This window comes from Amycolatopsis sp. NPDC026612 (genome assembly GCF_040638285.1).
GTDB lineage: Bacteria > Actinomycetota > Actinomycetes > Mycobacteriales > Pseudonocardiaceae > Amycolatopsis.
Genome location: NZ_JBEZYB010000004.1, coordinates 236885 through 261970 on the forward strand (window position 1 = coordinate 236885; position 25086 = coordinate 261970).

The following is a 25086-nucleotide window of genomic DNA, read 5'->3' on the forward strand; positions in this document are numbered from 1 at the left end:
GAGACCCGGGTGCGAGCCCGGCCCGGCGAGAGCTACTCGCGCTCCACCTTGCGCAGCCCGCCTTCGGGCGTCCACCACTCGACGACCAGCAGCGTCGCGGCCTCGTTCAGGTGGGTGTGCACGACCTCGGCGACGTCGGCCTCGAACCGCTCGCCGTCCTCGGTGCGCACCCGCCCGGAAATCTTCGCCTCACCCGGCCACTGCGCCTCGGCGCCCGCCACCGGGTCGACCGTCGCGCTGTGCAGCGCGAACCGCGGGTCCCGACACAGGTCCGCCCCCTTGCGCGCGTTCGGCATCGAACCGAAGACCAGCTCACCGTCCTCGAAGGCCGTCTCGATCCCCGAGATCCGCGGCGAGCCGTCCGCCCGCAGGGTCGCGATCGTCTTGTGCTTGTGCGCGTCGAACAACGCCCGCACCCGCCGCGCGAACTCCGGCTCCGCCGCCTCGCACTCCCGCCACGTCGTCATGCGTCCATGGTCTCGCACCGCAGCCCCGCGATGAGGATCCGGACCAACCGGCGCGCGTCGTACCGGGGATCGGAGTCCGCGCCGATGCAGAGGTTGCCGACGCCCCGCATGAGTTCCAGCGGCCGCACCTCGGCCCGGATCTCGCCGGCCGCGATCGCCGCGTCGAGCAGTTCGGTGCACACCGGCACCAGCTGCTCGAGGAAGTACGCGTGCAGCGACTCGAACCCGGCGTTGTCGGACTGGAGCACGCCGGCGAGCCCGTGCTTGGTCACCAGGAAGTCGACGAACAGGTCGATCCACCGGGCCAGCGCCGTGTGCGGCGATTCGTTCGCCGCCAGCAGGGCCGGCCCCGCCTCGGCGCAGGCGCACACCTGGTGCCGGTAGACGGCGATGATGAGGTCCGCCCGGGTCGGGAAGTGGCGGTAGATCGTGCCCATGCCGACGCCGGCCTTCGCCGCGATGTCGCGTACCGGCGCGTCCACGCCGGAGGCGACGAAGACCGCGGCCGCCGCGTCCAGCAACGTCTTTTCGTTGCGCCGGGCATCCGCCCGCTTGGGCTTGTGTTCGCCCACCGATCCTCCCGGGGTTGCTAAACGGAACACGGCTCCGTATCGTTAGCGGAGCAACGTTCCGTTTGCTCATGATGCCACGGAGGCACTCCCCATGCAGTACCGCACCTTGGGCCGCACCGGTGTCCAGGTCAGCACCCTCGCGCTCGGCGCGATGAACTTCGGCGCGATCGGCAACACCACCCAGGACGAGGCCACCGCCATCGTCGACGGCGCCCTCGAAGCCGGGATCAACCTGATCGACACCGCCGACATGTACGGCCAGGGCGAGTCGGAAGTGATGGTCGGCAAGGCGATCGCCGGCCGGCGCGACGACCTCGTCCTGGCCACGAAGGCCACCATGCCGATGGGTGAAGAGCGCAACCACCGCGGCAACTCGCGCCGCTGGCTGGTCCGCGCGCTCGACGACAGCCTGCGCCGCCTCGACGTCGACCACGTCGACCTCTACCAGATCCACCGCTGGGACCCCACCACGAGCGACGAGGAAGCGCTTTCCGCGCTGACCGACCTGCAGCGCGCGGGCAAGATCCGCTACTTCGGCTCGTCGACCTTCCCCGCGTACCGCATCGTCCAAGCGCAGTGGGCCGCCCGCGAGCACCACCTCGGCCGGTACGTCACCGAACAGCCCAGCTACTCGATCCTGCAGCGGGGCATCGAAACCCACGTGCTGCCGGTGACCGAGGAGTACGGGCTCGGCGTGCTGGCGTGGAGCCCGCTGGCTTCGGGCTGGCTGTCGGGCGCGATCCGCGCCGGCCGGGAGATCACCACCAGCCGGGTGAAGGTCGTGCCGCAGCGCTTCGACCTCGACGTCCCCGCCAACCGGGCCCGGCTCGACGCCGTCGAGAAGCTGGCCAAGGTCGCCGACCAGGCCGGGCTGACCCTGATCCAGCTCGCGCTCGGCTTCGTCACCGCGCACCCGGCGGTGACGAGCGCGCTCATCGGCCCGCGGACGCTGGAGCACCTGCACTCGCAGCTCGCGGCCGCCGAAACCGTGCTGCCCGCCGACGTGCTCGACGAGCTCGACACCGTCGTCGCCCCCGGCACCGACCTGGCCCCGGACGAGAAGTTCGACACCCCGCCCGCGCTGCTCGACCCGTCCCTGCGGAGGCGACGATGACCCCCAGTTTCGGTATCATGACCCCGCCGCAGCAGGTGGGCTACGACGAGATCCTGCGCGTCTGGCAGGAAGCCGACACCGTGCCGGAGATCGAGCACGCCTGGCTGTTCGACCACCTCATGCCGATCGGCGGCGACCCGGACGGCCCGATCTTCGAGGGCTGGACGCTGCTTTCCGCGCTCGCGGCCCGGACGTCGAGGATGCGCGTCGGCCTGCTGGTCACCAGCAACCGCTTCCGGCCACCCGCGGTGCTGGCGAAGATCGCCACGACCGTCGACATCGTCTCCGGCGGACGGCTCGACTTCGGCATCGGCGCGGGCTCCCGCCCCAGCCACCCGGCGGCCCGGCGCGAATACGACGCGCACGGCCTGCCGTACCACGGCCAGGCCGACGCGGTCGCGGCTCTGGCGGAGGCGTGCACGGTCATCCGTCGCTCGTGGACATCGACGGAGCCGTTCGACTTCGACGGCGAGCACGTCCGGCTGAGCGGAGCGTTCGGGAACCCGAAGCCGGTGCAGCGTCCGCACCCGCCGATCATGATCGGCGGCCGGGCGAGCGCGACACTGCGCGTGGTGGCCGAGCACGCGGATCTGTGGAACATCCCGGGCGGCGGCGACATCGCGGACCTGGCCGGCCGGAGCCGGTTGCTGGACAAGTACTGCGCGGAGATCGGCCGCGACCCGGCGGAGATCACCCGGTCGATCTTCCTGCCGGTCGACTACGAGCGGCCGGGGAACACCCGGGGCAAGATCGCCGAGGCGGTGGACGCCGGGTTCGGGCACGTCGTGCTCGGGTTGGGGAACCCGTATCCCGAGGGGGTGGCGCAGTGGGTGGCCGATGAGCTGATCCGCCGCTCGTGACGGCCGCCGCTCCCGACCGCCGCGATGCACCCGATGTGGCGTTCGGTGCATCTGACGCACCCAACGCCACATTGGGGCGCATGCCCGGCGGCCGCCGGGGTCAGTCCGAGTTGGCCAGGTGGGCCAGGGCCGGCCGCAGCAGCCGCCGGGCTTCCGGGGGGAGACCGGCCAGCTTCCGGTCCTCCACCTCGCGGATCGCGGCCCGGACCGCCGCGTACCGCCGGGTCCCCTCCGGCGTCAGCCGCACCACTCGCGCGCGGCGGTCGGCCGGGTCGGGCTCGCGGCCGACCAAGCCCGCCGCTTCGAGGCCGTCCAACAGGGCGATCAGGCGGGTCTTGTCGTAGCGGATCTGCCCGGCCAGCACCAGCTGGCTGGGCGCCGCCCCGTGAGCCAGCGCCGACAGCACCACGTACTGCCACATCGAGAGTCCGTGCCGCTCCAGTACCGGGCGCTCGGCTTCGGCCAGGCTGCGGCCCGCCCCGGCGCAGAGGGCCCCGAGATCGTCGTCCTCGTTCACCGGCGGGATTTTACGCGTGGACAGATCATAAGCACCTGCGTATCGTTTTGGCCATGACACCCTTCACCCCCGGGCGCGCCGAGACGCGCACCATTTCCCTGGCCGCTCCGCCGGAGCGGGTCGTCGGTTACCTGGCCGATCCGCGGCACCTGCCCGAGTGGGCGCCGGCGTTCGCCACCGCCGTCGACCACGACCACGACGACATCTGGCGCGTCCACACCGAAGCCGGGCCGCAGCGGATGGCGGTGCGGGTCGCGGCCGCCCACGGCGTCGTCGACTTCGTCAGCGCCGACGCGCCGAACCTGGGCCTGTTCACGCGCGCGGTGCCGAACCTGACCGGTGCCGAGCTGATCTTCACCCTGTTCTTCCCCCACGACACCGAACCGGCGGCGATCGACGCGCAGATGGCAGTGGCCGGAGAGGAACTGCGGGCCGTGCGCGAACGCGTCGAGAACGGCCGGTGACGCCGGGTGGGTGGCAGCGCCTGCCACCCACCTCGGCTGCTCAGCCCGCCGCGCAGAGAACCCCGTTGAGGGTGAACGCGGTGGGCAGGATGTTCGGCCCGCCGTAGTCGGCGGTGAACCCGACGTCCGCGCCCGACGCCGTCGGCGCCGACGACGAAACCGTCACCGTCGTCCCGTTCTGGGCCCAGGTGCCACTCCAGCCACCGGTCAGGTGCTGCCGCGCGGTGGGCCAGGCGAACGTCAACGTCCAGTCCCCCACCACGCCGGTGGCGGTGACGTGGATCCCGCCGACGAAGCCGCTCGCCCAGTCGGTGACGTCGGTCATCCGGACCGTGCAGCTGCTCGTCGCCGGCGCGCCGGTGGTGAACGTCAGCGGCGGTGACGCCGCGGACACGTTCCCGGCCGTGTCCCTCGCCAGCACGTTGACGGTGTACCGGCTGCCGGGGACGAGGTTCCCGACGTCGAGCGACGTGCCGGTGGTCTCGCCCCACTGTTCACTGGTCGTGCCGGCCTGGCGGTAGACCTCGTACTTCGCGATCGGCCGGCCGCCGGGTGCGGCCGCGGGCCAGCTGATGGCCGCGGTGCGGTCGGTCGCCGTGGCGGACGGCTGCCCGGGCGCCCCGGGTCCGGTGGACACGGTGGCCGCGGGGTGCAGCACCAGGGTGGTGAGCGAATACGGCGGCAACGTCCGGGACGTGCTCGTGCCGGACGTGGCGCTCGAGATCGCCGTCGCGCCGTTGGTGAAGGTGAACACCTGGGGCGCGGCCGCGGCCGGGGTGTAGCCCGCGTAGTCCAGGGTCACCGCCCTGGCCTGGTCGGGGTCCTTGTTGAGCAGCAGCACCGCGAGGTCGCCGTTCGCCCGGCGGACGGCGTGCGCACCGACGAGCGGGTCGTCCGCACCGGCGCGGACGAACTGGTCGCCGGGCCGCGCGAACGTGCTCAGCAGCTTCAAGCCGTAGTAGGGCGCGAAGGGCGTGTTGAGCGGGGGCTCGCAGGAGCCGTCCTCGAGGCAGGTCGCGCTGGAGAGCAGGCCGGAGTCGCCGTAGTCGGGGTATCCGGCCACAGTGGACAGTTTCGCGCCGCCGTTGTGCGTGTCCCACCAGTCGACGGTGAACACGCCGTTCTCCAGCAGCGAGCTGTAGGTGTCGGCGGCGAACAGGGCGCCGGGCTGGGTGTCCATGCCGACCGGTGTGTTGGTTTCGGTCATCGCGATGCCGATCCGGCCGGCGTTCGCGCCCGCGTAGCGCGTGATCTGCTCGCGCGCCGCGAACACCATGTCGTTGATCTGCTCCGGCTTGGCGAGCGCTTCCGCCGCCGTCGAGCCGGTGGGGTACCAGTGCAGGATGACGAAGTCGACGTGCGGACCCGCGATCGACAGCACCGTCTGGTTCCAGGTGGCCGTGTCACCGGAGCCGACGATGCCGTCCGGCCAGTTGCCCGGGGTCGTCAGCACCGCGCCGATCTTGACCGACGGGTCGACGGCCTTCATCGCGTCGGCGTAGGCCACGACGCCGTTGGCGTAGGCGGTCGGGCTCTTGTCCGCGTGGTTGTCGGCTTCCCAGTTCGCCCCGTAGTGGCCGTTGCCGTAGAGCTCGTTGCCGATCTCCCAGTACTTGACGCCGTAGCCCTTGGTGACGTTGGCGTACCGGACCCAGTCCGCGGCTTCCTGCGCGGTGCCGGTGCCGTAGTTGGCGATGATGATCGGCTGGGCCCCGGCCCGCCGGACGCCGCCCATGAAGGTGTCGAAATCGGTGTTCGGCGCCACGTAACCACCCGGCGCGGTGTTGTCCTTCCAGTGGTAGATGTCGCCGTAGGAACCACCGGGGTACCGCATCGTGCGGACACCGGCCGCCCCGTACAGGTCGGCCACGGTGTCGGTCCCCAGCTGGCTGTCCCACACCGCGTGGTTGACACCGATCCCGGTGTCCGGCATGGACGCCAGACCCGCACGGGCGTTGACGGTGACCGTCGCCGTGGGGGTGGTCGCCGCTCCGGCGGTGCCGGCCACCGGCACCGCCGCGACGAGCACGGCGATCACCGGCCACGCTGCCCAGCGCAGACGTCGAGCTGTCATGAAGGTCCATCCTCACTCGTTCGTACGAACAGGGTGCAGGCTGGCTGAGAGCGCTCTCAGAGAGAGAACCACCGGGCGTCCCGGAAGTCAACGAAAGTCCCGGGACGGGCCCGTGGCCATGGTCAGGTCGAGGCGTTCGAGCCGGTCGGCGACGAGCGTGACGACGCCCTCGGCCGCCTGGACCCGGCCGCGGACGAGCAGGGCGGCGCTGGTGCGGGCGACGAGCCGCTGCCGGTGCCAGAGCCCGGGCGAGACGAGGACGTTGGCCATGCCGGTCTCGTCTTCGAGGTTGAGGAAGGTGATCCCGCCGGCGGTCGCGGGGCGCTGCCGGTGGGTGACCGCGCCACCGACCCACACCCGCGTCCCGTCCTCGGCCCGCGCGAGAGCGGCGGTGGTGATCGCGCCGCGTTCGTCGAGGAGTTCGCGCAGGTACTGCACCGGATGGCTGTCCGGGGAGACGCTCGTGGCCCACAGGTCCGCGGCCGTCACCTCCAGCCGCGTCATCCCGGGCAGCGCCGGGGCGTCGAGGCCCGGGGCGAGGCCGGGCAGGTGCCCGGGCCGGGTGGCCGCGGCCGCGCCGGCGGCCCACAGGTCCTGCCGCCGGTCGCCGCCGAACCCGCTGAACGCCCCGGCCGTGGCCAGCGCTTCGGCGGCGTTCTTCTTCAGCCGCACCCGGCGGGTCAGATCGCCGATGCTCGGGTACGGGCCGTGGGCGTCGCGTTCGGCGACGATCTCCGCGGCGGTGTCCTCGCCGAGGTGCCGGACCCCGGCGAGGCCGAGGCGGAGCGCGACGCCGCCGGTGCTGCCGGGATCGGGTTCGAGGGTGGCGCCGGCGAGGCTCGCGTTGATGTCGGGTTCGCGGATGAGGACGCCGTGGCGGCGGGCGTCGGCGACCAGGGACTGCGGGCTGTAGAAGCCCATCGGCTGCGCGCGCAGCAGCCCGGCGCAGAACGCGGCCGGGTAGTAGCGCTTGAACCACGCGCTCGCGTAGACCAGCAGCGCGAACGACATCGAGTGCGCTTCGGGGAAGCCGTAGCCGGAAAAGGCGTGGATCTGCTCGAAGATCCGGGTGGCGAGCTCGCGGTCGAGGCCGTTGGCTTCGCAGCCTTGGAAGAACCGCGCCATCAAGGCCTTCATCTTCGCGCTGGACCGCTTGGCGCCCATGGCGCGGCGCAGCTGGTCGGCCTCGGCGGGGGTGAAGCCCGCGACGTCGACCGCCATCTGCATCACCTGTTCCTGGAACAGCGGCACCCCGAGGGTGCGGTCCAGGGACGCGGCCAGCAGCGGGTGCGCGTGCTCCCATTCTTCGTCGCCGCGGCGACGCCGGATGTAGGGGTGCACCGAACCGCCCTGGATCGGGCCGGGCCGGATCAACGCGACTTCCACGACGAGGTCGTAGAACTCCCGCGGCCGCAGCCGGGGCAGCGTCGCCAGCTGGGCGCGGCTTTCGACCTGGAAGACCCCGACGGCGTCGGCTTCGCAGAGCATGTCGTAGACCGCCGGGTCGGCGAGGTCGAGTTTCCCGATGTCCACTGTGGTCCGGTGGTGGCCGGCGACGAGGTCGATCATGGAGTGCAGCGCGGAAAGCATGCCCAGGCCGAGCAGGTCGAACTTGACCAGGCCGACGGTGGCGCAGTCGTCCTTGTCCCACTGCAGGATGCTGCGGTCTTTCATCGTGGCCCATTCGACCGGGACCACTTCGGACACCGGCTGCTTCGAGATCACCATGCCGCCGGAGTGGATGCCGAGGTGGCGCGGGAAGTCCTCGATCCGGGCCGCGAGGTCGAGGACGTCGTCCGGGATCGCCCCGGCCGCCTGTTGTTTCGTGGCGGCGACCCCGCCCCAGCGATCGACGAGCTTGCCGTAGGCGTCCTGCTGTCCCGGACTGTGCCCGAGTGCCTTCGCGGCGTCACGGATCGCCGAGGGCGCCCGGTAGGTGATGACGTTGGCGACCTGCGCGGCGTGGAACCGGCCGTGCTTTTCGTAGACGTACTGGATCGCTTCCTCGCGCCGGCCGGACTCGATGTCGACGTCGATGTCCGGCGGCCCGTCCCGCTCCGGTGCGAGGAACCGCTCGAACAGCAGGTTCCACCGCACCGGGTCGGCGTGGCAGATCCCGAGCGCGTAGCAGACGGCGGAGTTCGCGGCGGAACCCCGGCCCTGGCACAGGATGTCCGCCTCCCGGCAGAACCGGACGATGTCCCAGACGACGAGGAAGTAGCCGGGGAAGCCGAGTTTTTCGATGACACCGAGTTCGTGGTCGAGCTGGGCGTAGGCTTTCGGGTTCTCCTCCCGGGGCCCGTAGCGCTTCGCCGCGCCCCGCCGCGTCAGCTCGATCAGGAACGACATCTCGTCGTGCCCGGCCGGAACCGGGAACGGCGGCAGGTCCGGGGCGACGAGGTTCAGGTCGAACGCCACCTCGACCCCGAGGACGGCGGCCCGGCCGACCGCGCCCGGGTAGCGGCGCTCGAACCGGCGCCGCTGCTCCATCCCGGACCGCAGGAACGCCTGCCCGGACGGCGGCCGCCACCCTTCGAGGTCCTCGGCCGACCGGCGGGCCCGGACGGCGGCGACCGCGGCCGCCACGACGGCGTCGTCCGGGCGGGCGTAGTGCACGTTGTTGGACACGACCGTCGGCAGCCGCAGCTCCTTCGCCATCGCGGCGAGGAGGTCGTTGGCCGCGTCGTCCCGTGGCTGCCGGTGGTCGATCAGCTCCACGGCGACGTGCGACCGCCCGAACCGGTCCACGAGCCGCGCCAGCTCGGCGTGCGCGGCGGCCGGGCCCCGCTGGGCGAGCGCCTGGCGGACGGCGCCCTTCCGGCAGCCGGTGAGCACGACGACGTGCCCGGCCAGTTCGCCGGCCAGCTCGTCGAAGTCGTACACCGGCCGCCCCTTCTCGCCGCCGGCGAGCTGGGCGCGGGAGATGACTTTGCAGAGCCGGTGGTACCCGGTCTGCTGCCGGGCGAGCACCAGCAGGTGCGAGCCGGCCGGATCGGGTGCCCCGGCCTGCGGAGCGGGCAGCCCGAGGGACAGTTCGGCCCCGAACCCCACGCGCACACCGAGTTCCCGGGCGGCGTCGTTGAACCGCACGGCGCCGTACATGCCGTCGTGGTCGGTGAGCACCAGCGCGTCGAGTTCGAGCCGGGCGGCCTCCTCGACGAGGGCCTCGGGGTGGGAGGCGCCGTCGAGGAAGCTGAAGTTGGAGTGGACGTGCAGCTCGGCGTAGGGAGCCCGGATCCGGTCCCCGCCGTCGTCCCGCCCACGCCGGTTCCGCAGGTCTTCGGGTGCCCCGGCATACCCTTCGCGTTTGCGCGACCACGCCGGGGCGTCGTTGCCGTCCCCGGGAACGGGTGCGCGCCCGGAAGCGATCCGCTCCACTTCGGACCACGGCACGCCGGGGTTGTTGAAGGCCACCACAAGCTCCCACACACAACGGGTTCGCTGTGGGGAAGCCAGCGACTACGGTTCGAACACACGGACGAATACTGTGGTCCGATCCTGCGGCGGGCGTACCGCCGGTGTCAACTGTGGACGGACCGGAGTCGTGTCGGTCACAGCGACGCGCTCGACCGTGAACGCCCGGGTCAGCCGGACCACCTGCTGCCGCCGGCGGAGGTCGGAGCCGGTCACCGCGACGGATGTCCACCGGAGGGCGGTGACGAGCTCGTATCCCCCGGCCGGGGGATACGAGCTCGTCAGCGCGATGGCAGACGGCGCGGCCGGCACCACCGCCGCGGCGCTCAGCAGCAGCGTGGCGGCGAGCACGGCCACGGTTCGGCGCCGGGCCCCCATGCCTCGTTGCACACCGGACTCACGGCCGGCTGCGGCACACGGATTCGCTCTTCCAGCAGTCGTCGGAGGCCCGCGCGCCCCCGTTGGGGTCGTGGGTCACGTCGGTCAGGTCGATGATCACGTGCTGGATCCCGCCCGGCACGTCCGTCGGCAGGGTCAGGTCCGGCAGCGGCGTGCTGCCCGGCCGGCAGGTCTCGAAGCCGGGGATGCCGGTGACCCGGGTGTTGCTCTGGTATCCGGCGTAGGCACCGCGCACGCACTCGCCGTCCCGGACGTACAGCTGCTGGTTGGTGAAGATGACCGTCCGGCCGGAGGTCGACCAGCTCAGGTTCCCCTGTACCCGGCCCACCAACGTGCCGGAAGCGTGGTGCACCGACACGTCGAAGCCGGACGGCGCGGCGACGGTCGCGGGTGCCGCGCCGGCCGCCGGCGCGCCGGCCAGGACGGCCGCCGCGGCCGCTGCGGCGACCGCCGTCACCTTCATGCTGATTCCCATCGTGGATCCCCTCTCGTCAACACGTGCCCGGTTGGCGACGGGAGCCTCGCAGCGATCACTGCACTCGCACTGCAGTCTTACGGAACGTGGCCGGTCGGAGGTACTCTCGGCCACGGGAGGGGGTGTTGGCATGCCTGGTATCCGGTTCGGCGTGCTGGGTCCGGTCGCGGCCTGGCGCGGCACGGCTCCGGCCGAATTGGGGTCCGGCAAGTGCCTCCGGGTGCTCGGGGTCCTGCTGCTGCACGCGAACCAGCGGGTCGACCGCGAACAGATCATCGAGGGGGCCTGGGGCGGGAAGCCGCCGAGGAGCGCGGTCAACCTCGTCCAGAAGTACGTCGGCGAGGTGCGCAGATCGCTGGACCTCGACGACGGCTCGCTGCAGACGGTGGGCGCCGGGTACCTGCTGCGGGTGGCCCCCGACCAGCTCGACAGCGCTCAATTCGCGGGCCGGCTCGCCCGGGCACGGGAAACCCGGAGCGACGGAGACCTGACGGCGGCCCGGCAGCACCTCGCCGAGGCGATGACGCTGTGGCGCGGGCCGGCCTTCAGCGGCATCGACACCCCCGCGGCCACCACCGAACGCGCCCGGCTGGACGAGTACCGCTTCGGCGCGCTGGAAGACCTCGCCGAGCTCGATCTGCTGCGCGGGGAGCACGCGCTGGCCATCCCCGAGCTGAGCCGGCTCACCGACGAGCACCCGTACCGCGAACGCGCGCGGGAGCTGCTGATGATCGCGCTCTACCGCAGCGGCCGCCAGGGCGACGCGCTCGCCGTGTTCCACGACATCCAGCGGCTGCTGGCCGAGGAGCTCGGCGCCAACCCCGGGCCCGGCCTGCAGCGCGTGCACGGGCAGATCCTGCACGCGGATCCCGCGCTCGACCTGCTCACCGCGCCCGGGGAGCAGCGGCCGATCGCCCAGCTGCCCGCGGACATCCCGGACTTCACCGGCCGGGCCGGGCCGCTGGGCGAGCTCCTGGACCTGCTGGCCGACCGCCGGGTGGTGGTCGTCGCCGGCGCGCCCGGGACCGGGAAGTCGGCGCTCGCCGTGCGCGCACTGCACCAGGCCCGGGACGCGTTCCCCGACGGCCAGCTCTACCTCGACCTCGCCGGGACCTGCACCGTGCCCCGCGACCCGGCGATGATGCTGGCCGAACTGCTGCGCGCGCTCGGCGTCACGGACGCGGTGATGCCGCCCGGCCTGCACGAACGAGCCGCCCTCTACCGGTCCCGGCTGGCCGGTCGCCGCATGCTGGTGCTGCTCGACGACGCCGCCGGCGCCCAGCAGGTGCGGCCGCTGCTGCCGCCGTCCGGCGGTTGCGCGGTGGTGGTCACGAGCAGGCAGCGGCTGGCGGACCTGGCCGGTGCCGAGCACGTCGAGCTGGACGTGCTGTCCACGGAAGACGCGCGGAGCCTGCTGGCCCGCATCGCCGGGGCGGAGCGCGTCGAGCGGGAACCGGAGGCGGCCGACGCGATCGTCCGGCTGTGCGGGCGCCTCCCGCTGGCCATCCGGATCACCGGGGCCAAGCTCGCGGGCCGGCGCGCGTGGACCCTGCAGGTGCTGCGCGACCGCCTGGAGGACGAATCCCGGCGGCTGTGCGAGCTGCGGGTCGGCGACCTCGACGTGCGGGCCAACTTCGACCTGAGCCTGCGCCTGCTCCCCGAAGAAGCGGTCCGGGCGTTCCGGCTGCTGGGGCTGCTGGGCGCGGAAACGCTCCCCGCGTGGGTGATCGGCCCGCTCCTCGGCCACCCGGCCACGGACGACGTGCTGGACGCCCTGGTGGACGCCTACCTCGTGCGCCTGGTGACGACCGACCGCGCCGGCCAGCCGCGGTACCGGCTGCACGACCTCCTGCGCGCCTACGCGTCGGAAGGCGCGCAGGACTGCTACCCGGTCGAGGAACGCCGGGCGGCGGTGGAGCGGGTCCTCTCCGCCTGGCTCGCCCTCGCCGAGCAAGCCCGTGCCCTGTTCTACCCCAGCCTCTTCCGGCCGACGCCGGGCCGCTCACCACGCTGGACCCCGGACTACACGGTCGTCGATCCCATCGCCTGGTTCGACGCCGAACGCGGGACGCTGCTGCGGGCGATGGAACTCGCGGCCGCATGGGGTCTGGACGAGGTGGCCTGGGAGCTGGCGATCGCCGCGGTGCCGTACTACGACCACCGCAGCCTCTACCAGGACTGGAACCGCAGCCACCAGATCGCGTTGGACGCCGCCGTCGTGGCCGGCAACACCCACGGTGAAGCGGCGTTGCTGCAAGGACTCGGCCAGGTGCACATCTACCTCGACGAAATGGCCGAGGCCCGGCACGACCTGCACCGTTGTGCGCAGCTGTACCAGGCCATCGGCGATCGGCGCGGTGAAGGGCTCGCGCTGGCGAGCCTGGGCACCGTGCACCGCGTCCGCGGCGAACTCGACGCGGCGCTGGCCGTCGACAAGGAGGCGCTGGCCCACCTGGCGGCCGCCGGGCACCGGCAGGCGGAGGCGCAGATCCGGACGGCGATCGGCATCATCGGCTTCGAACAGGGCGTCGCCGACGCAGGGCGGTGGATCGAGGACGGCCTGCGCATCGCGCGGCACCTCGGCGACCGGCACCGGCAGGCGGTGATCCTCCGCACGCTCAGCCGGTACCACCTGGGGATCGGCGATACGCCGGCCGCGCTGCGCGACCTCACCGAAGCGCTGACGATCTTCAACGAAATCAGCGACAAGCGTTGCGGCGCCTACACCGACCAGCGGCTCGGGGTGATCTACGCGGAGCTCGGTGACCGGTCCCGCGCGGATTCGGCCCTCCAGCGCGCGGCGCACGTCTTCCGCGCCAACGGCGACCGCAGCAACGAGGCCGCGTGCTGGCAGCAGCTCGGCGAGCTCGAAAGCGAACTCGGCGACCCGGCTGCGGCCCGGCGTCACCTGGGCTTGGCGGTCGAACTGTGGCGAGCCGTCGGTCTGCCCGAGCGTGCCGACTGCGCGCAGGCCGCGCTGGACGCGGCGGACGGTGACGTCCGTCGAGTTCCCGCCGCTCCGGTCCACCCGGCTGTTCGACGACGATGAGCCGGCTTCGGCTCCGCTGGTCCTTGCGCAGGTACCGCACCAAGACCGCCGTGGGACCAGCCCGCCCCCAGCGCCCGCTCGTCGTGGATGAGGTCCGAGGCGATCGGGGAAGGGCTGTTCGTGGGCATGCGGTTACTGTGCGCCGCTAGTCGTAGCAGCCCTCGACCATCCATTGTGGATTGTCGCCGACGGCCGCGCCGAGCAGGAGCGCGATGTTGCCGTCTTCCGTGGTGTCGCCGTCCAGGACCACCTGGATCCGCACGAGGGGCCACTCGCCGCGGCGGGCGGGGAGCGGCGGGTGCACGATCCACGGGCCGGCCGAGCCGAGGACCCGGCGTGGCGGCCCGCCGTCGACGGCGACCGTCGACGGCGGGTAGCCGAGTTCGCCACGCGCGGTGCAGCGGACGACGTCGCCGACCGCGTCGAGCACCTCGGCGGGCACCGGCCGCGGCGGCACGACCGTCGGCGAGGGCGCGGGCAGCCGGCCCGGCCACGGCCGGTCCGCGGCGAGGGGACGGCGCGGTTCGCCCCACGGGATGAGCCGGACGCGTTCGGCCGGGCCGCGGCCGCCGTCCAGCAGCGGCGTGACGACCGCGTCCGGGCCCAGCAGGCCCTGGATCCGCACCAGGGCCCGGCCGGCGCGGTCGGCGGCGTCGGCGTCCCGGCCCATCGACCCGAGCTGCAGTTGCAGCGCTCGGCCGCCGACGACCTCTTCGGGGTCGAGGCGCAGCCGGACGATGCCGGCGGTGGGCCGGTCCCGGGTGGTGAGCCAGCCTTCGCACTGCCACCGCACGCGGTCGGCCGTCGAACGGGCGGTGAGGGGTTCGGCGCAGCGCCAGACGCGTACGCGTTCTTCGCCGGCTTCGGTGACGGCGATGATGGCCAGGCGGGTGCAGGCGAGGCCGTGGCCGGCGAGTCCCGCGAAGAAGCGTTCGCCGAGGGTCTTCGCGACGAAGGCGGCTTCGTCGATTCTTTTCAGAGGTTCTTCGAAGGTCTCGGTGACGGCCAGGTCCGGCGGGAGGGCGCGGCGCAGCGGCGGGCGTTCGGAAAGGCCGCGGGCGAGCCGGTGCGCGGTGATGGCGTCTTTCGGGAAGCGCCCGGCAACGTCGCGGTCGGCCAGCGCGGCGAACGCGCCGAGGGTGCGCAGGCCGAGCCGCTTGAGCAGGTCGACGAGCTCACCACGGTCGTCCCCCGGCTGGTTCAGTTCGGCGATCGAGAGCGGGGCGAGGAAACTTCCGGTCCGGCCGCGCGGAACGATGACGGCGCGCCGGGCGGCGAGGATCGCGGCGAACAGCCCGTCGGCGATCCCGACCTGGCATTCGACCCCGGCCCGGGCGGCGACTTCGTCGATGAGCAGCTCGGCGAGGGCCCCTTCCCCGCCGAAGTACCCGGCGGCACCGTCGACGGGCACGGCGACGAGCCCGGGCCGCACGACCTCGACACCGACGGCCTGCGCTTCGACGGCGGCGGCGACGGGTTCGAACAGCCGGGCATCGCGATCGGGATCGTGCTGGTGCACAACGAGTTCCGGACAGCGCGACTGGGCATCCCGCCGGCGCATCCCCCGCCCCACCCCGCTGCGCCGCGCGGAAGCGGAGCAGGCCACCACCCGATTGGCGGAGAAAACAGCAGCGGCCGAGGTGGGCGGAGTACCCGCAGCGGCCCCGGCGGCAACGACCGGCCAGTCCGGACACCACAGCACGAGCAACCGTGGCGCATCGGTCATCCGGCGACCAGCGCCAACCGCCGGACGGAAAAGGGGAGCTCCGCGGGAAAAACCCGATCCGGGGTGCGCTCCGCCGGCTTCGAGGCTGCGTTCACCCTGCACCTCGGACGGCCCGAAGCCCCGGGGTCAGCCGCGGACGTACGAAGCTCAGCCGGCCGCGCCGACCAGCGGCCGTTCCGGCAAGCCGCTCCGGTCCCGGCAGCCCCGACCGCCCCGGCCCCCGGCAGCAAACCACCCACCTCACCCGGCCACCCCGACCAGCCGCCGCCCCGGCAGGCCGCCGCCGCCCTCGGCGAGGGCTCCTTCCAGGCCCGGCAGCAACAACCCCACCGATGAGGGCCGGGCCGCCGCACCACGGCCTCGGCTCGTCGCCACCACGTCGCGGGCGGTCAAGTGGCCGTGGCCGTCCTGGGTGATGCCGTGCCAGCGGCGGCGGGACACCTTCAACTCCAGGTCCGCTCCCGGCCACGGCCCCGCCGTCAGCAGGACCGTCCCCCGGTTGCGGACCCGGCCCGCCAGCCGGCGGGCCGTCTGGGGCTGGACCGCAGCCGAGCCGAGGACCACCAGGTCGAACCCGTCCACCAACGCCGAGAGCACCGCGACCAGCTCCGCTCCCGGGTGCGGCACCAGCGCGAGGCGCTCGAGGTCCACGCCGAGTTCCGCCGCCGCGGCCAGGCCCAGCTCCGGCAGGGCCGTCACCGCCGCCCAGGAACCGTTGCGGGTCGCCGCCGCCAGGAGGGCCAGCACCAGCGACGTCGCTCCGCGCACCGCGATCGTGCTGCCGCGCCGGAGCCCGCCGTCGGGGAGCAGCTGGGCCAGCTCCGGCAGCACCGTCAGCAGTTCACCCTGGCCCGGCTCCCGCAGCTGCGCGGCCGTGCGCACCCCGGGGATGGCCGTGAGCGCCTCCGGTACCGCCACCGCCGCTCACCTCCAGCACCACGTACTCGTACCGGAGACACCCGCGTGAGGAAGCCACAGGCGAACCCAGAACAATCATCGAACACTTGTTCGCATACTGCGAGACGCGCGGCCCCGCTGTCAAGCCGGGCGCGACATCCGGGGGAGGACGCCGCTGACGTACCGCACGTCACCCGTGCGCAGGTCGTCGTCCTCCAGGGGCGCGAGGCCGTGGGCGGCGAGCAGCTCCGGGACGGTGCTCCCGGTCAGCTCCCAGCCGCGGGCGGCCAGGTAGTGCGCCGCTTCGTTGCGTTCACCGTAATAGCGCAGCCTCGCCAGGTCCGTGTCAAAGCTCTGCTCGCGCCAGCGTCCGGAGATCCGGTCCAGGCCTGTCTTCGTCCGGTCCTCGTCACCCGGCCGCGGGGTGGGCCGGTTTTCGGTGGCCACCCGGCTGCCCGGCGCACTGAGCCCGGTGATGGTGTTCAGGAGGCGGTCCTGCGCTCCGGGCGGCAGGTAGCCCAGCAGGCCTTCGGCGCTCCACGCGGTCGGCCGCGCCGGGTCGAAGCCGGCGGTGCGCAGCGCGGCGGGCCAGTCCTCGCGCAGGTCGGCCGCCACCACCCGCCGGTCGGCGGCGGGCTCGGCGCCCAGCCCGGCCAGGGTGCGGGTCTTGAATTCGAGCACCTCCGGCCGGTCGATCTCGCGGTGTGGCTGACGCAGGCACTGTTCGGCCGCGACATCCTCAGCCTGGCTTCGGTGCAGCACCCACGAGAAGCAGCGCCATCCGAGGCTTCGCCTCGGACCGGGGGCTCCGCCACCCGGACCCCCGAAAAGCCGGCCTTCGTCGGGGCGGGCCTCACCGTCGCCGGCGAGGCCCGCCCCGGGCAAGATCAGCCCGCGAACGGGCTGGCGTCGATCGTGCAGGTCTGGCTCGCGGCCGGGAAGGTCCCCGAGATCAGGTAGTCCCGCTTGACCTTCTCGGTGCACGTGCTCGGCACGTACATCGACGAGTGCCCGTAGCCCTCGGTCACGAACACCCGCGCCCGCGCCAGTTCCGCCGCACCGTCACGCGCGCCGGGCAGCGGCGTGGACGGGTCGTAGTGGTTGTTCAGCACGAGGATCTCCGCCGACGTCGGACGGTTCCACGGGCCCGTGTAGCGGTCGGTGTCCTTGGCCTTCCAGTACGCGCAGCTCATCATGTCCAGCACCGCGATCCGCCCGAAGTACGGGACACGCTGGTCCTCCGACTCGGCGTAACGGCTGTAGACCGCCGGGTCGGTGGGCACGTCGCTGTCGGAGCACTGGATGGCGTTGAACGACTCGGTCCGGTTCGAGGTGTACTGCTCACCGGCGACAGCGGCCGCGGTACGCAGGCCCGCGGCGGGCGGAGCGTCGTAGAGACGCTGCAGCAGCGCGGCGATGTCCGGCCAGCCCCGCGAGTCGGACAGGTCGGCCGCCGCGTTGATGATGCCGGAGTAGGTCCACGTCTCGCCGTCGCTGACGATCGGGGCCTGCTTGGCGCGTGCCGTGAGCGCCGCCCACTTCGCCTTCGGGTCACCCGAAGAGAACGCGCACTTGGGGCCCGCTTCCGTGCACAGCCGCAGGAACTGCTCGAAGGTCTGCGCGATGCCGGTCGCGACGTCCTGCCGGGTGTCCAGCGGCACGCTCTTCCCGTTGCCGTTCTGGCCGGTGGAGTTGCCGGCGAAGTCCATCGTGCCGTCGAACACCATCGCGCGGATCCGGTTCGGGAACAGGTTGGCGTAGGTCGCCCCGAGCTGGGTGCCGTAGGAAATGCCGTGGTAGTTCAGCTTCGGGTCGCCGACCGCGCGGCGCAGCATCTCCAGGTCGCGGGCCGTGTTGGCCGTGGAGACGTGCTCCAGGATCGGGCCTGCCTTCGCCGAGCAGCGGTCGGCGAGCTCCTTCGACTTGGCGTAGAAGGCCGCGTTGCCGCTCGCGTCGCCCGGCATCTCCGGGAACGACCCGAAGAAGTCCTGCTGCTCGGCCAGGGAGTCGAAGCACCGGACCGCCGTGCTGTTGGCGATCCCGCGCGGATCCCACGAGACCAGGTCGAACCGCGCGCGCAGCTCGGCGGAGAACAGCCACGGCCACTTTCCACGTTCCCGCAGCCGCTGCAGGCCGGACGCGCCGGGGCCGCCGAAGTTGACGAACAGGGTGCCGATCCGGTGCGTGGGATCGGTGGCGGGCAGCTTGATCAGCGCGAGGTCGATCTTCGCGCCGGACGGCCGGTCGTAGTCGAGCGGTACGGAAGCCTTGGAGCACTGGAACCCGTCGGCGCAGTCGGTCCAGCTCAGCTGCGGCGTCGGCACCTTGTCAATGGAGGCCGGTGCCGCGGACGCGACCGCGGGACCAGCCGCGACGGCCATCGAGACACCGAGCGCGACGACCACGCCGCGAACGATGCCTCCCCCAGAAAATCGACGCACGAAAAGTCCCTTCGGAGAGAAACGATCACTTTGCCTCCACAGACGCCGCACCCGCGGCGAGGTTGGCTCCGGCGCCCGAAAAAGATCACTGGCCCCCTCCGCCCTACTTAGCTATAGTGCTAGGTAACTAGATAAATGGAGTTGCCCATGATCGAGTTCCACCTGGACGCGAGGTCCGGCCTGTCGCCGTACCAGCAGCTGGTCCAGCAGGTGCGGCACGCGCTGCGCCTCGGCCTGCTGAACAAGGGAGACCAGCTCCCGAAGGTCAAGGACGTGGTCGCGAGCCTCGCGATCAACCCGAACACCGTGCTGAAGGCCTACCGCGAACTGGAGCACGACGGCCTGGTCTCGGCCCGGCCCGGCGTCGGCACGTTCGTGACGGCGACGTTGAACGGCGGCGCGTCGTTCGCCGCGCTCGGACCGCTGCGGCGCGACCTGCGCCGCTGGCTTTCCCAGGCCCGCAAGGCCGGGCTGGACGAGGAGAGCATCGAAGCCTTGTTGATGTCCACGTTTCGCGACTCCACCAGAGAGGACATAGCGTGACTGTCCTGAAAGCCCAGGGACTGGGCAAGAAGTACGGGCGCAAGCAGGCGTTGACCGGCTGCACGCTGGAGATCGAGGCCGGTCACGTCACCGGGCTCGTCGGGCCCAACGGCGCCGGCAAGTCGACGCTGCTGAACATCGCGGCCGGCATGCTGGAGCCGACGGCGGGCACGATCGAGGTGTGCGGCGGCCGTCCGGGCAGCGGCCCGGAGCAGCTGGCCAAGGTCGGGTACGTCGCCCAGAACACACCGGTCTACAGTGGACTGTCCATCGAAGAGCACCTGCGGCTCGGCGCCCACCTCAACCCGGGCTGGGACGCCTCGCTTGCGGAAAAGCGCATCGAACGGCTCGGCCTGGACCCGAAGCAGCACGCCGGCAAGCTCTCCGGCGGCCAGCGCGCCCAGCTGGCGCTCACGATCGGCATCGCCAAACGCCCCGAACTGCTGCTGCTCGACGAGCCGGTGGCGGCGCTGGACCCGCTGGCCCGCCGCGAGTTCCTGCAGGACCTCATGGAAGCCGTCGCCGAGCACGGGCTGTCCGTCGTGATGTCCTCGCACCTGGTCAACGACCTGGAGCGGGTCTGCGACCACCTCGTCGTGCTGGTGGCGTCGCAGGTCCGCGTGATCGGCGAGGTGGAGACGCTGCTCGCCACGCACCACCGGCTGTCCGGGCCGCGCCGCGACGTCGAGACGCTGCCGGCGGACCAGCACGTCGTCTCGGCGAAGCACACCGACCGCCAGACCACCGTCCTCGTCCGCACCGAGGCGCCGATCCTCGATCCCGTGTGGACGGTCGCGCAGCTCGGCCTGGAGGACCTGGTCCTCGAGTACATGAGCAACCCCACCGCCGCCCGCCCCGCCCTGGAGGTCCTCCGATGACCTGGCTGACCTGGCGCCAGTTCCGCATACCCGCGTTGTCCGTGTTCGCCGGGCTGATCGCGATCGCCGTGGTGCTGGCGATCACCGGGCCGGGTCTGATCGGCCGCACGAACTTCTCCGACCAGGACACCCTCTTCACCGGCACGATCCTGGTGCTTTACCTGCTGCCCGCGGTGATCGGCGTCTTCTGGGGCGTGCCGATGATCACCCGTGAGCTGGAAAGCGGCACGCACAGCCTGGTGTGGAACCAGACCGTCACGCGCAAGCAGTGGCTCACCACCAAGCTCGGGTTCGGCCTGCTGGCCGCCATGGTCGCGGCCGGGCTGCTCGGCTGGGCGGTGTCGTGGTGGGCGAGCCCGATCGACGCGCTCGCGGCGACGCAGACCGATCGCGGGATGCTTTCGCGCATCATGCCGGTGGTGTTCGGCGCCCGCGGCATCGTCCCGATCGGCTACGCGGCCTTCGCCCTCGCTCTCGGTGTCGCGGTCGGGATGCTGCTGAAGCGCACAGTGGCCGCCATGGCCGTCACCCTCGCCACGCTCGCCGCCGTGCTGATCCTGGTCCCGGCGTTCGTGCGCCCGTACCTGCTGCCGCCGCAGACCGAAACGGTCGCGATCGTCGGCAAGGACATCACGAACATCACCGGCAACGACGACCAGGGGATCACCGAGATCGGGATGCGGCAGCCGGCCGGTGCGTGGGTGCTGGCGAACGAAACCGTGGACTCGGCCGGGAACGTGGCCGCCCCGCTGCCGGACTTCGTGCAGACCTGCGCCCCGAGGCCGGGCGCGGGGCCGCCGGAGCACGGCTCCATGGAAGCGTGCATGGCCCAGCTGGGTGCCCACGGCTACCAGCAGCGGCTGACCTTCCAGCCGGGTTCGCGGTTCTGGCCGCTGCAGTGGCTCGAGCTGGCGCTCTACCTCGCCATGACCGCCCTGCTCACCTGGTTCTGCTTCCGTCGTCTCCGCCACCTGTCCTGATGATTCCGACTGGGGGAATCATGCGCACTCTCGCGGTAGCCACCGCACTCACACTCACGTTGTCCGCGTCGCCGGCCTCGGCGGCCACGACGCCCTACCTGCCCGCCCCGACCGGTCACCAGCCCGTCGGCGTCACCACACTGTCCCTTAAGGACACTTCGCGGCCCGACCCCTGGGTGCCCACGGTGCCCTACCGGGAGCTGATGGTCTCGGTCTTCTACCCGGCGACCTCGGCGAACGGGCCGAAGAAGCAGTACATGACCCCGCTCGAGTCGGAACGCAACCTCGAGCGGCAGAACATCCCGGGCCTGCCGCTGGACGTCTTCAGCACGGTCCGGACGAACGCCGTCGTCGACGCGAAGCCGGCCGGGCGGTGGCACAGCCTGCCGCTGGTCGTGCTGTCCCCGGGCTGGACCCAGCCGCGGGCCACGCTCACCGCGCTGGCCGAGGAGCTGGCCAGCCGCGGGTACGCCGTGGCGGCGATCGACCACACCTACGAGAACCGCGCCACGACCTTCCCCGACGGCCACGTCACCGGCTGCGCTGCCTGCGAAGTCGACGAACAGGCCGGGTTCTGGGAGAAGTTCGCGCAGGTCCGCACGAAGGACACGTCGTTCGTGCTGGACGAGCTGCTGCGCTCGCGGTGGGGCGCGCTGATCGACCCGCGGCGCATCGGCATGACCGGCCACTCCGCGGGCGGCGCGGTCACCACCCAGGCGATGTTGGCCGATCCCCGGATCCGCGCCGGGGCCGACCTCGACGGCAGTGTCCACGTCCCGATCCCGGCGTCCGGGCTGTCCCGGCCGTTCATGTTCGTGGGCAGCATGGACGACTACACCCCGGGCGCGGAGGGTCCCTACGACGACTGGGAAACCGACTGGACCCACCTGACCGGCTGGAAGCGCTGGCTCATGGTCTCCGGGACGGTGCACTCGTCGTTCACCGACCTCGGCGTGCTCGCCGGCCAGCTGGGTGTCGACATCGGCGACTCGATCGACCCGTACCGCGCGCTCGCCATCACGCGGACCTACGTAAGCGCTTTCTTCGACCTGAACCTGCGCTGCCGCCCGCAGCCGCTGCTGAGCACACCCTCGCCCGCTTACCCGGAAGTGACCTTCATCGGATGAGAATCAAGAGCACCATGGTCATCGCCGCCCTCACCCTCGCGCTGGCGTCGCCGTCCGCGTCCGCGGCTCCGGCGCTCACGCTGGCGAAACCGACCGGCGACCGGCCCGTCGGCACCACCGCCCTGTACCTCAAGGACACTTCCCGGCCCGATCCGTGGGTGCCGTCGGTGCCCTACCGCGAACTGATGGTTTCCCTCTTCTACCCGGCGGTTCCGGCCGACGGGCCGAAGAAGCAGTTCATGTCCGAAGCCGAGGCGAAGGCCGTCTTCGACGAAGCCGGCATCACCGGTATCCCGCCATCGGTGCTGACCACGGTCCGCACCGACGCCGTCGTCGACGCGCGGCCCGCCGGACGCGGCCTGCCCGCCGTCGTCCTGTCCCCCGGCTTCAAGCGGCCCCGCGCCGAGCTGACCTCGCTGTCCGAGGACCTGGCGAGCCACGGCTACCTGGTCGTCCTGGTCGACCACACCTACGAAAACGTGGCCACCACCTTCCCGGACGGCCGGGTCACCGGCTGCGCGGCCTGCGGAAACTACAACGTCGAGTTCTGGCAGAAGCTGCAGCGCGGCCGGGCGAAGGACGTGTCGTTCGTGCTGGACTCGCTGACGCACTCGAAGTGGGCGCCGCTGCTCGACAGTTCCCGGATCGGCATGGCCGGGCACTCCGTCGGCGGCACGAGCACGGTGAACGCGATGGTGACCGACCCCCGGATCAAGGCCGGGATCGACGTGGACGGCACGCAGAGCGATCCCCTGCTCGCCCCGGGCCTCGACCGGCCGTTCCTGTTCTTGGGCCGGCAGAGCCTGTACGCCCCGGGCACCGGGGTCGAGTCCGCCACCTGGGACGCCGACTGGAAGCAGCTGACGGGCTGGAAGCGCTGGCTCACCGTGGCCGGCATGCAGCACCCGTCGTTCACCGACCTCGGCCTGGTGGGCGAGCAGCTGGGCCTCGACTTCGGGGCGACCACCCCGGCGGTGCGCGGCCAGGCGATCACCGCGGCGTACGTCCGGGCGTTCTTCGACCAGCACCTGCGCGGCCGGCCGCAGCCGCTGCTGGACCAGCCGTCGGCGCGGTACCCGGAGGTCGCCTTCGCCCGGACGTCGACGCCCTACCTGCCCGCCCCGACCGGCGACCGGCCGGTGGGCAGCACGGCGGTGTACCTGAAGGACACTTCGCGCCCCGACCCGTGGGTGCCTTCGGTGCCCTACCGCGAACTGATGGTTTCCCTCTTCTATCCCACTGCTTCGGCGAAGGGCCCGAAGACGCAGTACCTGACCCCGGCGGAGTCCGCGGCGTTGCTGAAGGACAGCGGCCTGAACGTGGCACCGGACCTGCTCACGGGGATGGTGACCAACTCCGTCGCCGACGCCCGGCCGGAGGGCCGCGGGCTGCCGCTGATCGTGCTGTCGCCCGGCTACACCAAGCCCCGCGCCACGCTGAGCGCGCTGGCCGAGGACCTGGCGAGCCACGGGAACGTCGTCGCGGTGGTCGGCCACACCTACGAGAACGCCGGGCAGAGCTTCCCGGACGGCCGCTTCGCCGGGTGCGCGTCCTGCGACGTCCCGCACGATGACGCGTTCTGGGAGAAGCTGGAACTCGGCCGGGCCGCCGACGTGTCGTTCGTGCTGAACTCGCTGACGCACTCGAAGTGGGCGCCGCTGCTCGACGCCTCCCGGATCGGCATGGCCGGGCACTCCATCGGCGGTGCGAGCACCCTGCCGGCGATGGTCGCGGATCCGCGGATCAAGGCCGGGATGGACATCGACGGCACGACCCACGTCGCGCTGACCCCGCCCGGGCTGTCGCGGCCGGTCATGTTCCTGGGCCACCAGCTCGGGGAAACCGCCTGCGTGCCGGGCGACCCGACGTGGGAACGGGACTGGGCGCAGCTCGCCGGCTGGAAGCGCTGGGCCGAGGTGCGGGGCGCGCAACACGCGTCCTTCACCGACGTAGGCCTGGTCGGCGACGAATTGGGCGTTGACTACGGCGCGAAGACAACCGCGCTGCGGACCCAGGAAATCGCGCGGAAATACGTCAACGCTTTCTTCGACCAGCACCTGCGGGGCGAAGCGCGGCCGGTGCTCGATCGGCCGGGCTACCCGGAAGTCACGTTCTGCCACTGAAAAAGACGGCGGAAGCGGCGCACTGGGGGTGCGCCGCTTCCGCCGTTTCTCAGTGATCGAGCCCGAGGAACGAAATCGCGTACGCCAGCTGGCCGGTCAACGGCAGCTGGTGCCCGACGCCGGCGACGCTGACACCCTCCACAGTGGCCTGGGTGCCGGTGTTGCCGTACCGGGTCCGCGTCCACGACGACTGCGGGTGGTCGGTGAACGCCGGTGTCTGGCTCAACCCGTTCAGGTTGGTCCACTGCTTGATCTCTTCACCGAAGTTCGGGTACGACAGCGTCGTGTCGGTGGTGCCGTGCCACAGCTGCATCCGCGGGTAGCGGCCGGTGTAGCCCGGGTACATCGCCCGGGCCAGATCGCCCCACTGCTGCGCGGTCTTGATCGACTTCCCGCCCGAGCAGGTGCTGTTCCACAGCGAGCCGTTCGTGGTGGCGAAGCACCCGGCGGGCACGCCGGAGAACGCCGAAGCCGCCGAGAACACGTCGGGGTACTGGGCGGCCAGCACGTTCGTCATCATCGCCCCGGAGGAAAACCCGCTGACCACGACCCGCGCCGGATCGACGTGATAGCGGGACTTGGCGTAGGCGACCATCGACATGATCCCGGTCGAGTCGCCGCCGCCGTTGCGCCGCAGGGCGTTCGGCGTCGAGACGTCGAAGCACTTCTCGCTGCGGGTCGCTTCCGGCAGCACGATGACGTACCCGTACCGGTCGGCCGCGGTGACGTAGTCCTTGCCGTTCCAGCCGAAGATCGAGCTCGCCGAGCCGCCGCAGTAGTGCACGAGCACCAGCATGGCCGGCTTGGCCGCGACCCGGTCGGGCACGTAGACGTACATGTTCAGGTTCGTCGGGTTGGTGCCGAAGCCGGTCACCTTGGTCAGCGCGGCCGCCTGGGCGGGCGCGGCCAGGCCGATGGCCATGAGCACCAGCGCCACGAGGGCGCACAGCACGCGTTTCATCGTCT

At 72.0% G+C, this 25086-nt stretch carries 20 protein-coding genes and 1 pseudogene; 9 read left to right on the forward strand and 12 right to left on the reverse strand.

Features of this window, described 5'->3' with window-relative positions; genetic code table 11:
- Positions 1 to 32 precede the first annotated feature (32 nt).
- A complete protein-coding gene (locus tag AB0F15_RS06675; protein ID WP_360266216.1) occupies positions 33 to 467 on the reverse strand; it encodes a pyridoxamine 5'-phosphate oxidase family protein in 435 nt (144 codons plus the stop codon).
- Positions 464 to 1039, reverse strand: a complete 576-nt coding sequence (locus AB0F15_RS06680; protein ID WP_360266218.1) for a helix-turn-helix domain-containing protein — start codon at positions 1037 to 1039, stop codon at positions 464 to 466. Before AB0F15_RS06680 ends, AB0F15_RS06675 begins: the two co-directional genes overlap by 4 nt.
- 91 nt (positions 1040 to 1130) lie before the next feature.
- Here AB0F15_RS06680 and AB0F15_RS06685 point away from each other — a divergent pair, with 91 nt between their 5' ends.
- Together AB0F15_RS06685 and AB0F15_RS06690 are read left to right on the forward strand one after the other, a co-directional pair.
- Entirely contained in the window at positions 1131 to 2153 is a 1023-nt protein-coding gene (locus AB0F15_RS06685; protein ID WP_360266221.1) for an aldo/keto reductase, read from the forward strand.
- Complete coding sequence (locus AB0F15_RS06690) at positions 2150 to 3013, forward strand: LLM class flavin-dependent oxidoreductase (protein ID WP_360266224.1); 864 nt, start codon at positions 2150 to 2152, stop codon at positions 3011 to 3013. The genes AB0F15_RS06685 and AB0F15_RS06690 overlap by 4 nt, the downstream gene beginning before the upstream one ends.
- A 100-nt stretch (positions 3014 to 3113) precedes the next feature.
- On the opposite strand, the gene AB0F15_RS06695 is transcribed toward AB0F15_RS06690, so the two are convergent.
- On the reverse strand, positions 3114 to 3530 hold the full coding sequence (locus AB0F15_RS06695; protein WP_360266226.1) for a MarR family winged helix-turn-helix transcriptional regulator: 417 nt from the start codon (positions 3528 to 3530) through the stop codon (positions 3114 to 3116).
- A 53-nt stretch (positions 3531 to 3583) separates the two neighbouring features.
- On the opposite strand from AB0F15_RS06695, the gene AB0F15_RS06700 reads away from it, so the two are divergent.
- Positions 3584 to 3994 carry a hypothetical protein gene (locus AB0F15_RS06700; RefSeq protein ID WP_360266229.1) on the forward strand — a complete coding sequence of 137 codons (411 nt, stop codon included), beginning with the start codon at positions 3584 to 3586 and terminating at the stop codon, positions 3992 to 3994.
- A 40-nt stretch (positions 3995 to 4034) separates the two neighbouring features.
- Here the strand turns inward: AB0F15_RS06700 and AB0F15_RS06705 are convergent, their stop codons facing one another.
- From AB0F15_RS06705 to AB0F15_RS06720, 4 genes are all read right to left on the reverse strand, one after another.
- Positions 4035 to 6068, reverse strand: coding sequence for a fibronectin type III domain-containing protein (locus tag AB0F15_RS06705; RefSeq protein ID WP_360266232.1), 2034 nt, complete (start codon positions 6066 to 6068; stop codon positions 4035 to 4037).
- 87 nt (positions 6069 to 6155) lie between these two features.
- Positions 6156 to 9482: an error-prone DNA polymerase gene (locus AB0F15_RS06710; protein ID WP_360266234.1), complete on the reverse strand. Its 3327-nt coding sequence runs from the start codon at positions 9480 to 9482 to the stop codon at positions 6156 to 6158.
- A gap of 45 nt (positions 9483 to 9527) precedes the next feature.
- The gene (locus AB0F15_RS06715) at positions 9528 to 9839 is read right to left on the reverse strand and encodes a hypothetical protein (protein ID WP_360266236.1); all 312 of its coding nucleotides are present in this window, start codon (positions 9837 to 9839) and stop codon (positions 9528 to 9530) included.
- Positions 9840 to 9879: 40 nt separating this feature from the next.
- Complete coding sequence (locus AB0F15_RS06720) at positions 9880 to 10356, reverse strand: hypothetical protein (RefSeq protein ID WP_360266239.1); 477 nt, start codon at positions 10354 to 10356, stop codon at positions 9880 to 9882.
- A gap of 130 nt (positions 10357 to 10486) precedes the next feature.
- On the opposite strand from AB0F15_RS06720, the gene AB0F15_RS06725 reads away from it, so the two are divergent.
- On the forward strand, positions 10487 to 13405 hold the full coding sequence (locus AB0F15_RS06725; protein WP_360266241.1) for a BTAD domain-containing putative transcriptional regulator: 2919 nt from the start codon (positions 10487 to 10489) through the stop codon (positions 13403 to 13405).
- Positions 13406 to 13550: 145 nt separating this feature from the next.
- On the opposite strand, the gene AB0F15_RS06730 is transcribed toward AB0F15_RS06725, so the two are convergent.
- The 4 genes and pseudogenes from AB0F15_RS06730 to AB0F15_RS06745 all read right to left on the reverse strand — a co-directional run bounded on the left by AB0F15_RS06730 (position 13551) and on the right by AB0F15_RS06745 (position 18409).
- Positions 13551 to 15131 carry a DNA polymerase Y family protein gene (locus AB0F15_RS06730; RefSeq protein WP_360266244.1) on the reverse strand — a complete coding sequence of 527 codons (1581 nt, stop codon included), beginning with the start codon at positions 15129 to 15131 and terminating at the stop codon, positions 13551 to 13553.
- 240 nt (positions 15132 to 15371) lie between these two features.
- Positions 15372 to 16049, reverse strand: coding sequence for a hypothetical protein (locus tag AB0F15_RS06735; RefSeq protein WP_360266246.1), 678 nt, complete (start codon positions 16047 to 16049; stop codon positions 15372 to 15374).
- 120 nt (positions 16050 to 16169) lie between these two features.
- Positions 16170 to 16727: pseudogene (locus AB0F15_RS06740) on the reverse strand (SAM-dependent methyltransferase); the annotation flags it as partial.
- 188 nt (positions 16728 to 16915) lie between these two features.
- A complete protein-coding gene (locus tag AB0F15_RS06745) occupies positions 16916 to 18409 on the reverse strand; it encodes an alpha/beta fold hydrolase (RefSeq protein WP_360266411.1) in 1494 nt (497 codons plus the stop codon).
- A gap of 207 nt (positions 18410 to 18616) precedes the next feature.
- Here AB0F15_RS06745 and AB0F15_RS06750 point away from each other — a divergent pair, with 207 nt between their 5' ends.
- Genes AB0F15_RS06750 through AB0F15_RS06770 form a run of 5 tightly spaced genes read left to right on the forward strand, consistent with a single transcriptional unit; the run spans position 18617 to position 24120 of the window.
- Positions 18617 to 19012, forward strand: coding sequence for a GntR family transcriptional regulator (locus AB0F15_RS06750; RefSeq protein WP_360266249.1), 396 nt, complete (start codon positions 18617 to 18619; stop codon positions 19010 to 19012).
- Complete coding sequence (locus AB0F15_RS06755; protein WP_360266251.1) at positions 19009 to 19890, forward strand: ABC transporter ATP-binding protein; 882 nt, start codon at positions 19009 to 19011, stop codon at positions 19888 to 19890. Before AB0F15_RS06750 ends, AB0F15_RS06755 begins: the two co-directional genes overlap by 4 nt.
- The gene (locus AB0F15_RS06760; protein WP_360266254.1) at positions 19887 to 20870 is read left to right on the forward strand and encodes a transporter; all 984 of its coding nucleotides are present in this window, start codon (positions 19887 to 19889) and stop codon (positions 20868 to 20870) included. Before AB0F15_RS06755 ends, AB0F15_RS06760 begins: the two co-directional genes overlap by 4 nt.
- A 20-nt stretch (positions 20871 to 20890) precedes the next feature.
- Positions 20891 to 21997, forward strand: a complete 1107-nt coding sequence (locus AB0F15_RS06765) for an alpha/beta hydrolase (protein ID WP_360266256.1) — start codon at positions 20891 to 20893, stop codon at positions 21995 to 21997.
- Entirely contained in the window at positions 21994 to 24120 is a 2127-nt protein-coding gene (locus AB0F15_RS06770) for an esterase (protein WP_360266259.1), read from the forward strand. The genes AB0F15_RS06765 and AB0F15_RS06770 overlap by 4 nt, the downstream gene beginning before the upstream one ends.
- Positions 24121 to 24169: 49 nt before the next feature.
- Here the strand turns inward: AB0F15_RS06770 and AB0F15_RS06775 are convergent, their stop codons facing one another.
- Positions 24170 to 25081, reverse strand: coding sequence for a PHB depolymerase family esterase (locus AB0F15_RS06775; RefSeq protein ID WP_360266262.1), 912 nt, complete (start codon positions 25079 to 25081; stop codon positions 24170 to 24172).
- Positions 25082 to 25086: the final 5 nt, after the last annotated feature.

Coding starts and splice junctions, on each gene's coding strand:
- AB0F15_RS06685 (WP_360266221.1), top strand. CDS start 1,131: ATGCAGTACCGCACCTTGGGCCGCACCGGTGTCCAGGTCAGCACCCTC.
- AB0F15_RS06690 (WP_360266224.1), top strand. CDS start 2,150: ATGACCCCCAGTTTCGGTATCATGACCCCGCCGCAGCAGGTGGGCTAC.
- AB0F15_RS06720 (WP_360266239.1), bottom strand. CDS start 10,356: ATGGGAATCAGCATGAAGGTGACGGCGGTCGCCGCAGCGGCCGCGGCG.
- AB0F15_RS06725 (WP_360266241.1), top strand. CDS start 10,487: ATGCCTGGTATCCGGTTCGGCGTGCTGGGTCCGGTCGCGGCCTGGCGC.
- AB0F15_RS06750 (WP_360266249.1), top strand. CDS start 18,617: ATGATCGAGTTCCACCTGGACGCGAGGTCCGGCCTGTCGCCGTACCAG.
- AB0F15_RS06705 (WP_360266232.1), bottom strand. CDS start 6,068: ATGACAGCTCGACGTCTGCGCTGGGCAGCGTGGCCGGTGATCGCCGTG.
- AB0F15_RS06770 (WP_360266259.1), top strand. CDS start 21,994: ATGAGAATCAAGAGCACCATGGTCATCGCCGCCCTCACCCTCGCGCTG.
- AB0F15_RS06700 (WP_360266229.1), top strand. CDS start 3,584: ATGACACCCTTCACCCCCGGGCGCGCCGAGACGCGCACCATTTCCCTG.
- AB0F15_RS06775 (WP_360266262.1), bottom strand. CDS start 25,081: ATGAAACGCGTGCTGTGCGCCCTCGTGGCGCTGGTGCTCATGGCCATC.
- AB0F15_RS06745 (WP_360266411.1), bottom strand. CDS start 18,409: ATGGCCGTCGCGGCTGGTCCCGCGGTCGCGTCCGCGGCACCGGCCTCC.
- AB0F15_RS06760 (WP_360266254.1), top strand. CDS start 19,887: ATGACCTGGCTGACCTGGCGCCAGTTCCGCATACCCGCGTTGTCCGTG.
- AB0F15_RS06675 (WP_360266216.1), bottom strand. CDS start 467: ATGACGACGTGGCGGGAGTGCGAGGCGGCGGAGCCGGAGTTCGCGCGG.
- AB0F15_RS06765 (WP_360266256.1), top strand. CDS start 20,891: ATGCGCACTCTCGCGGTAGCCACCGCACTCACACTCACGTTGTCCGCG.
- AB0F15_RS06730 (WP_360266244.1), bottom strand. CDS start 15,131: ATGACCGATGCGCCACGGTTGCTCGTGCTGTGGTGTCCGGACTGGCCG.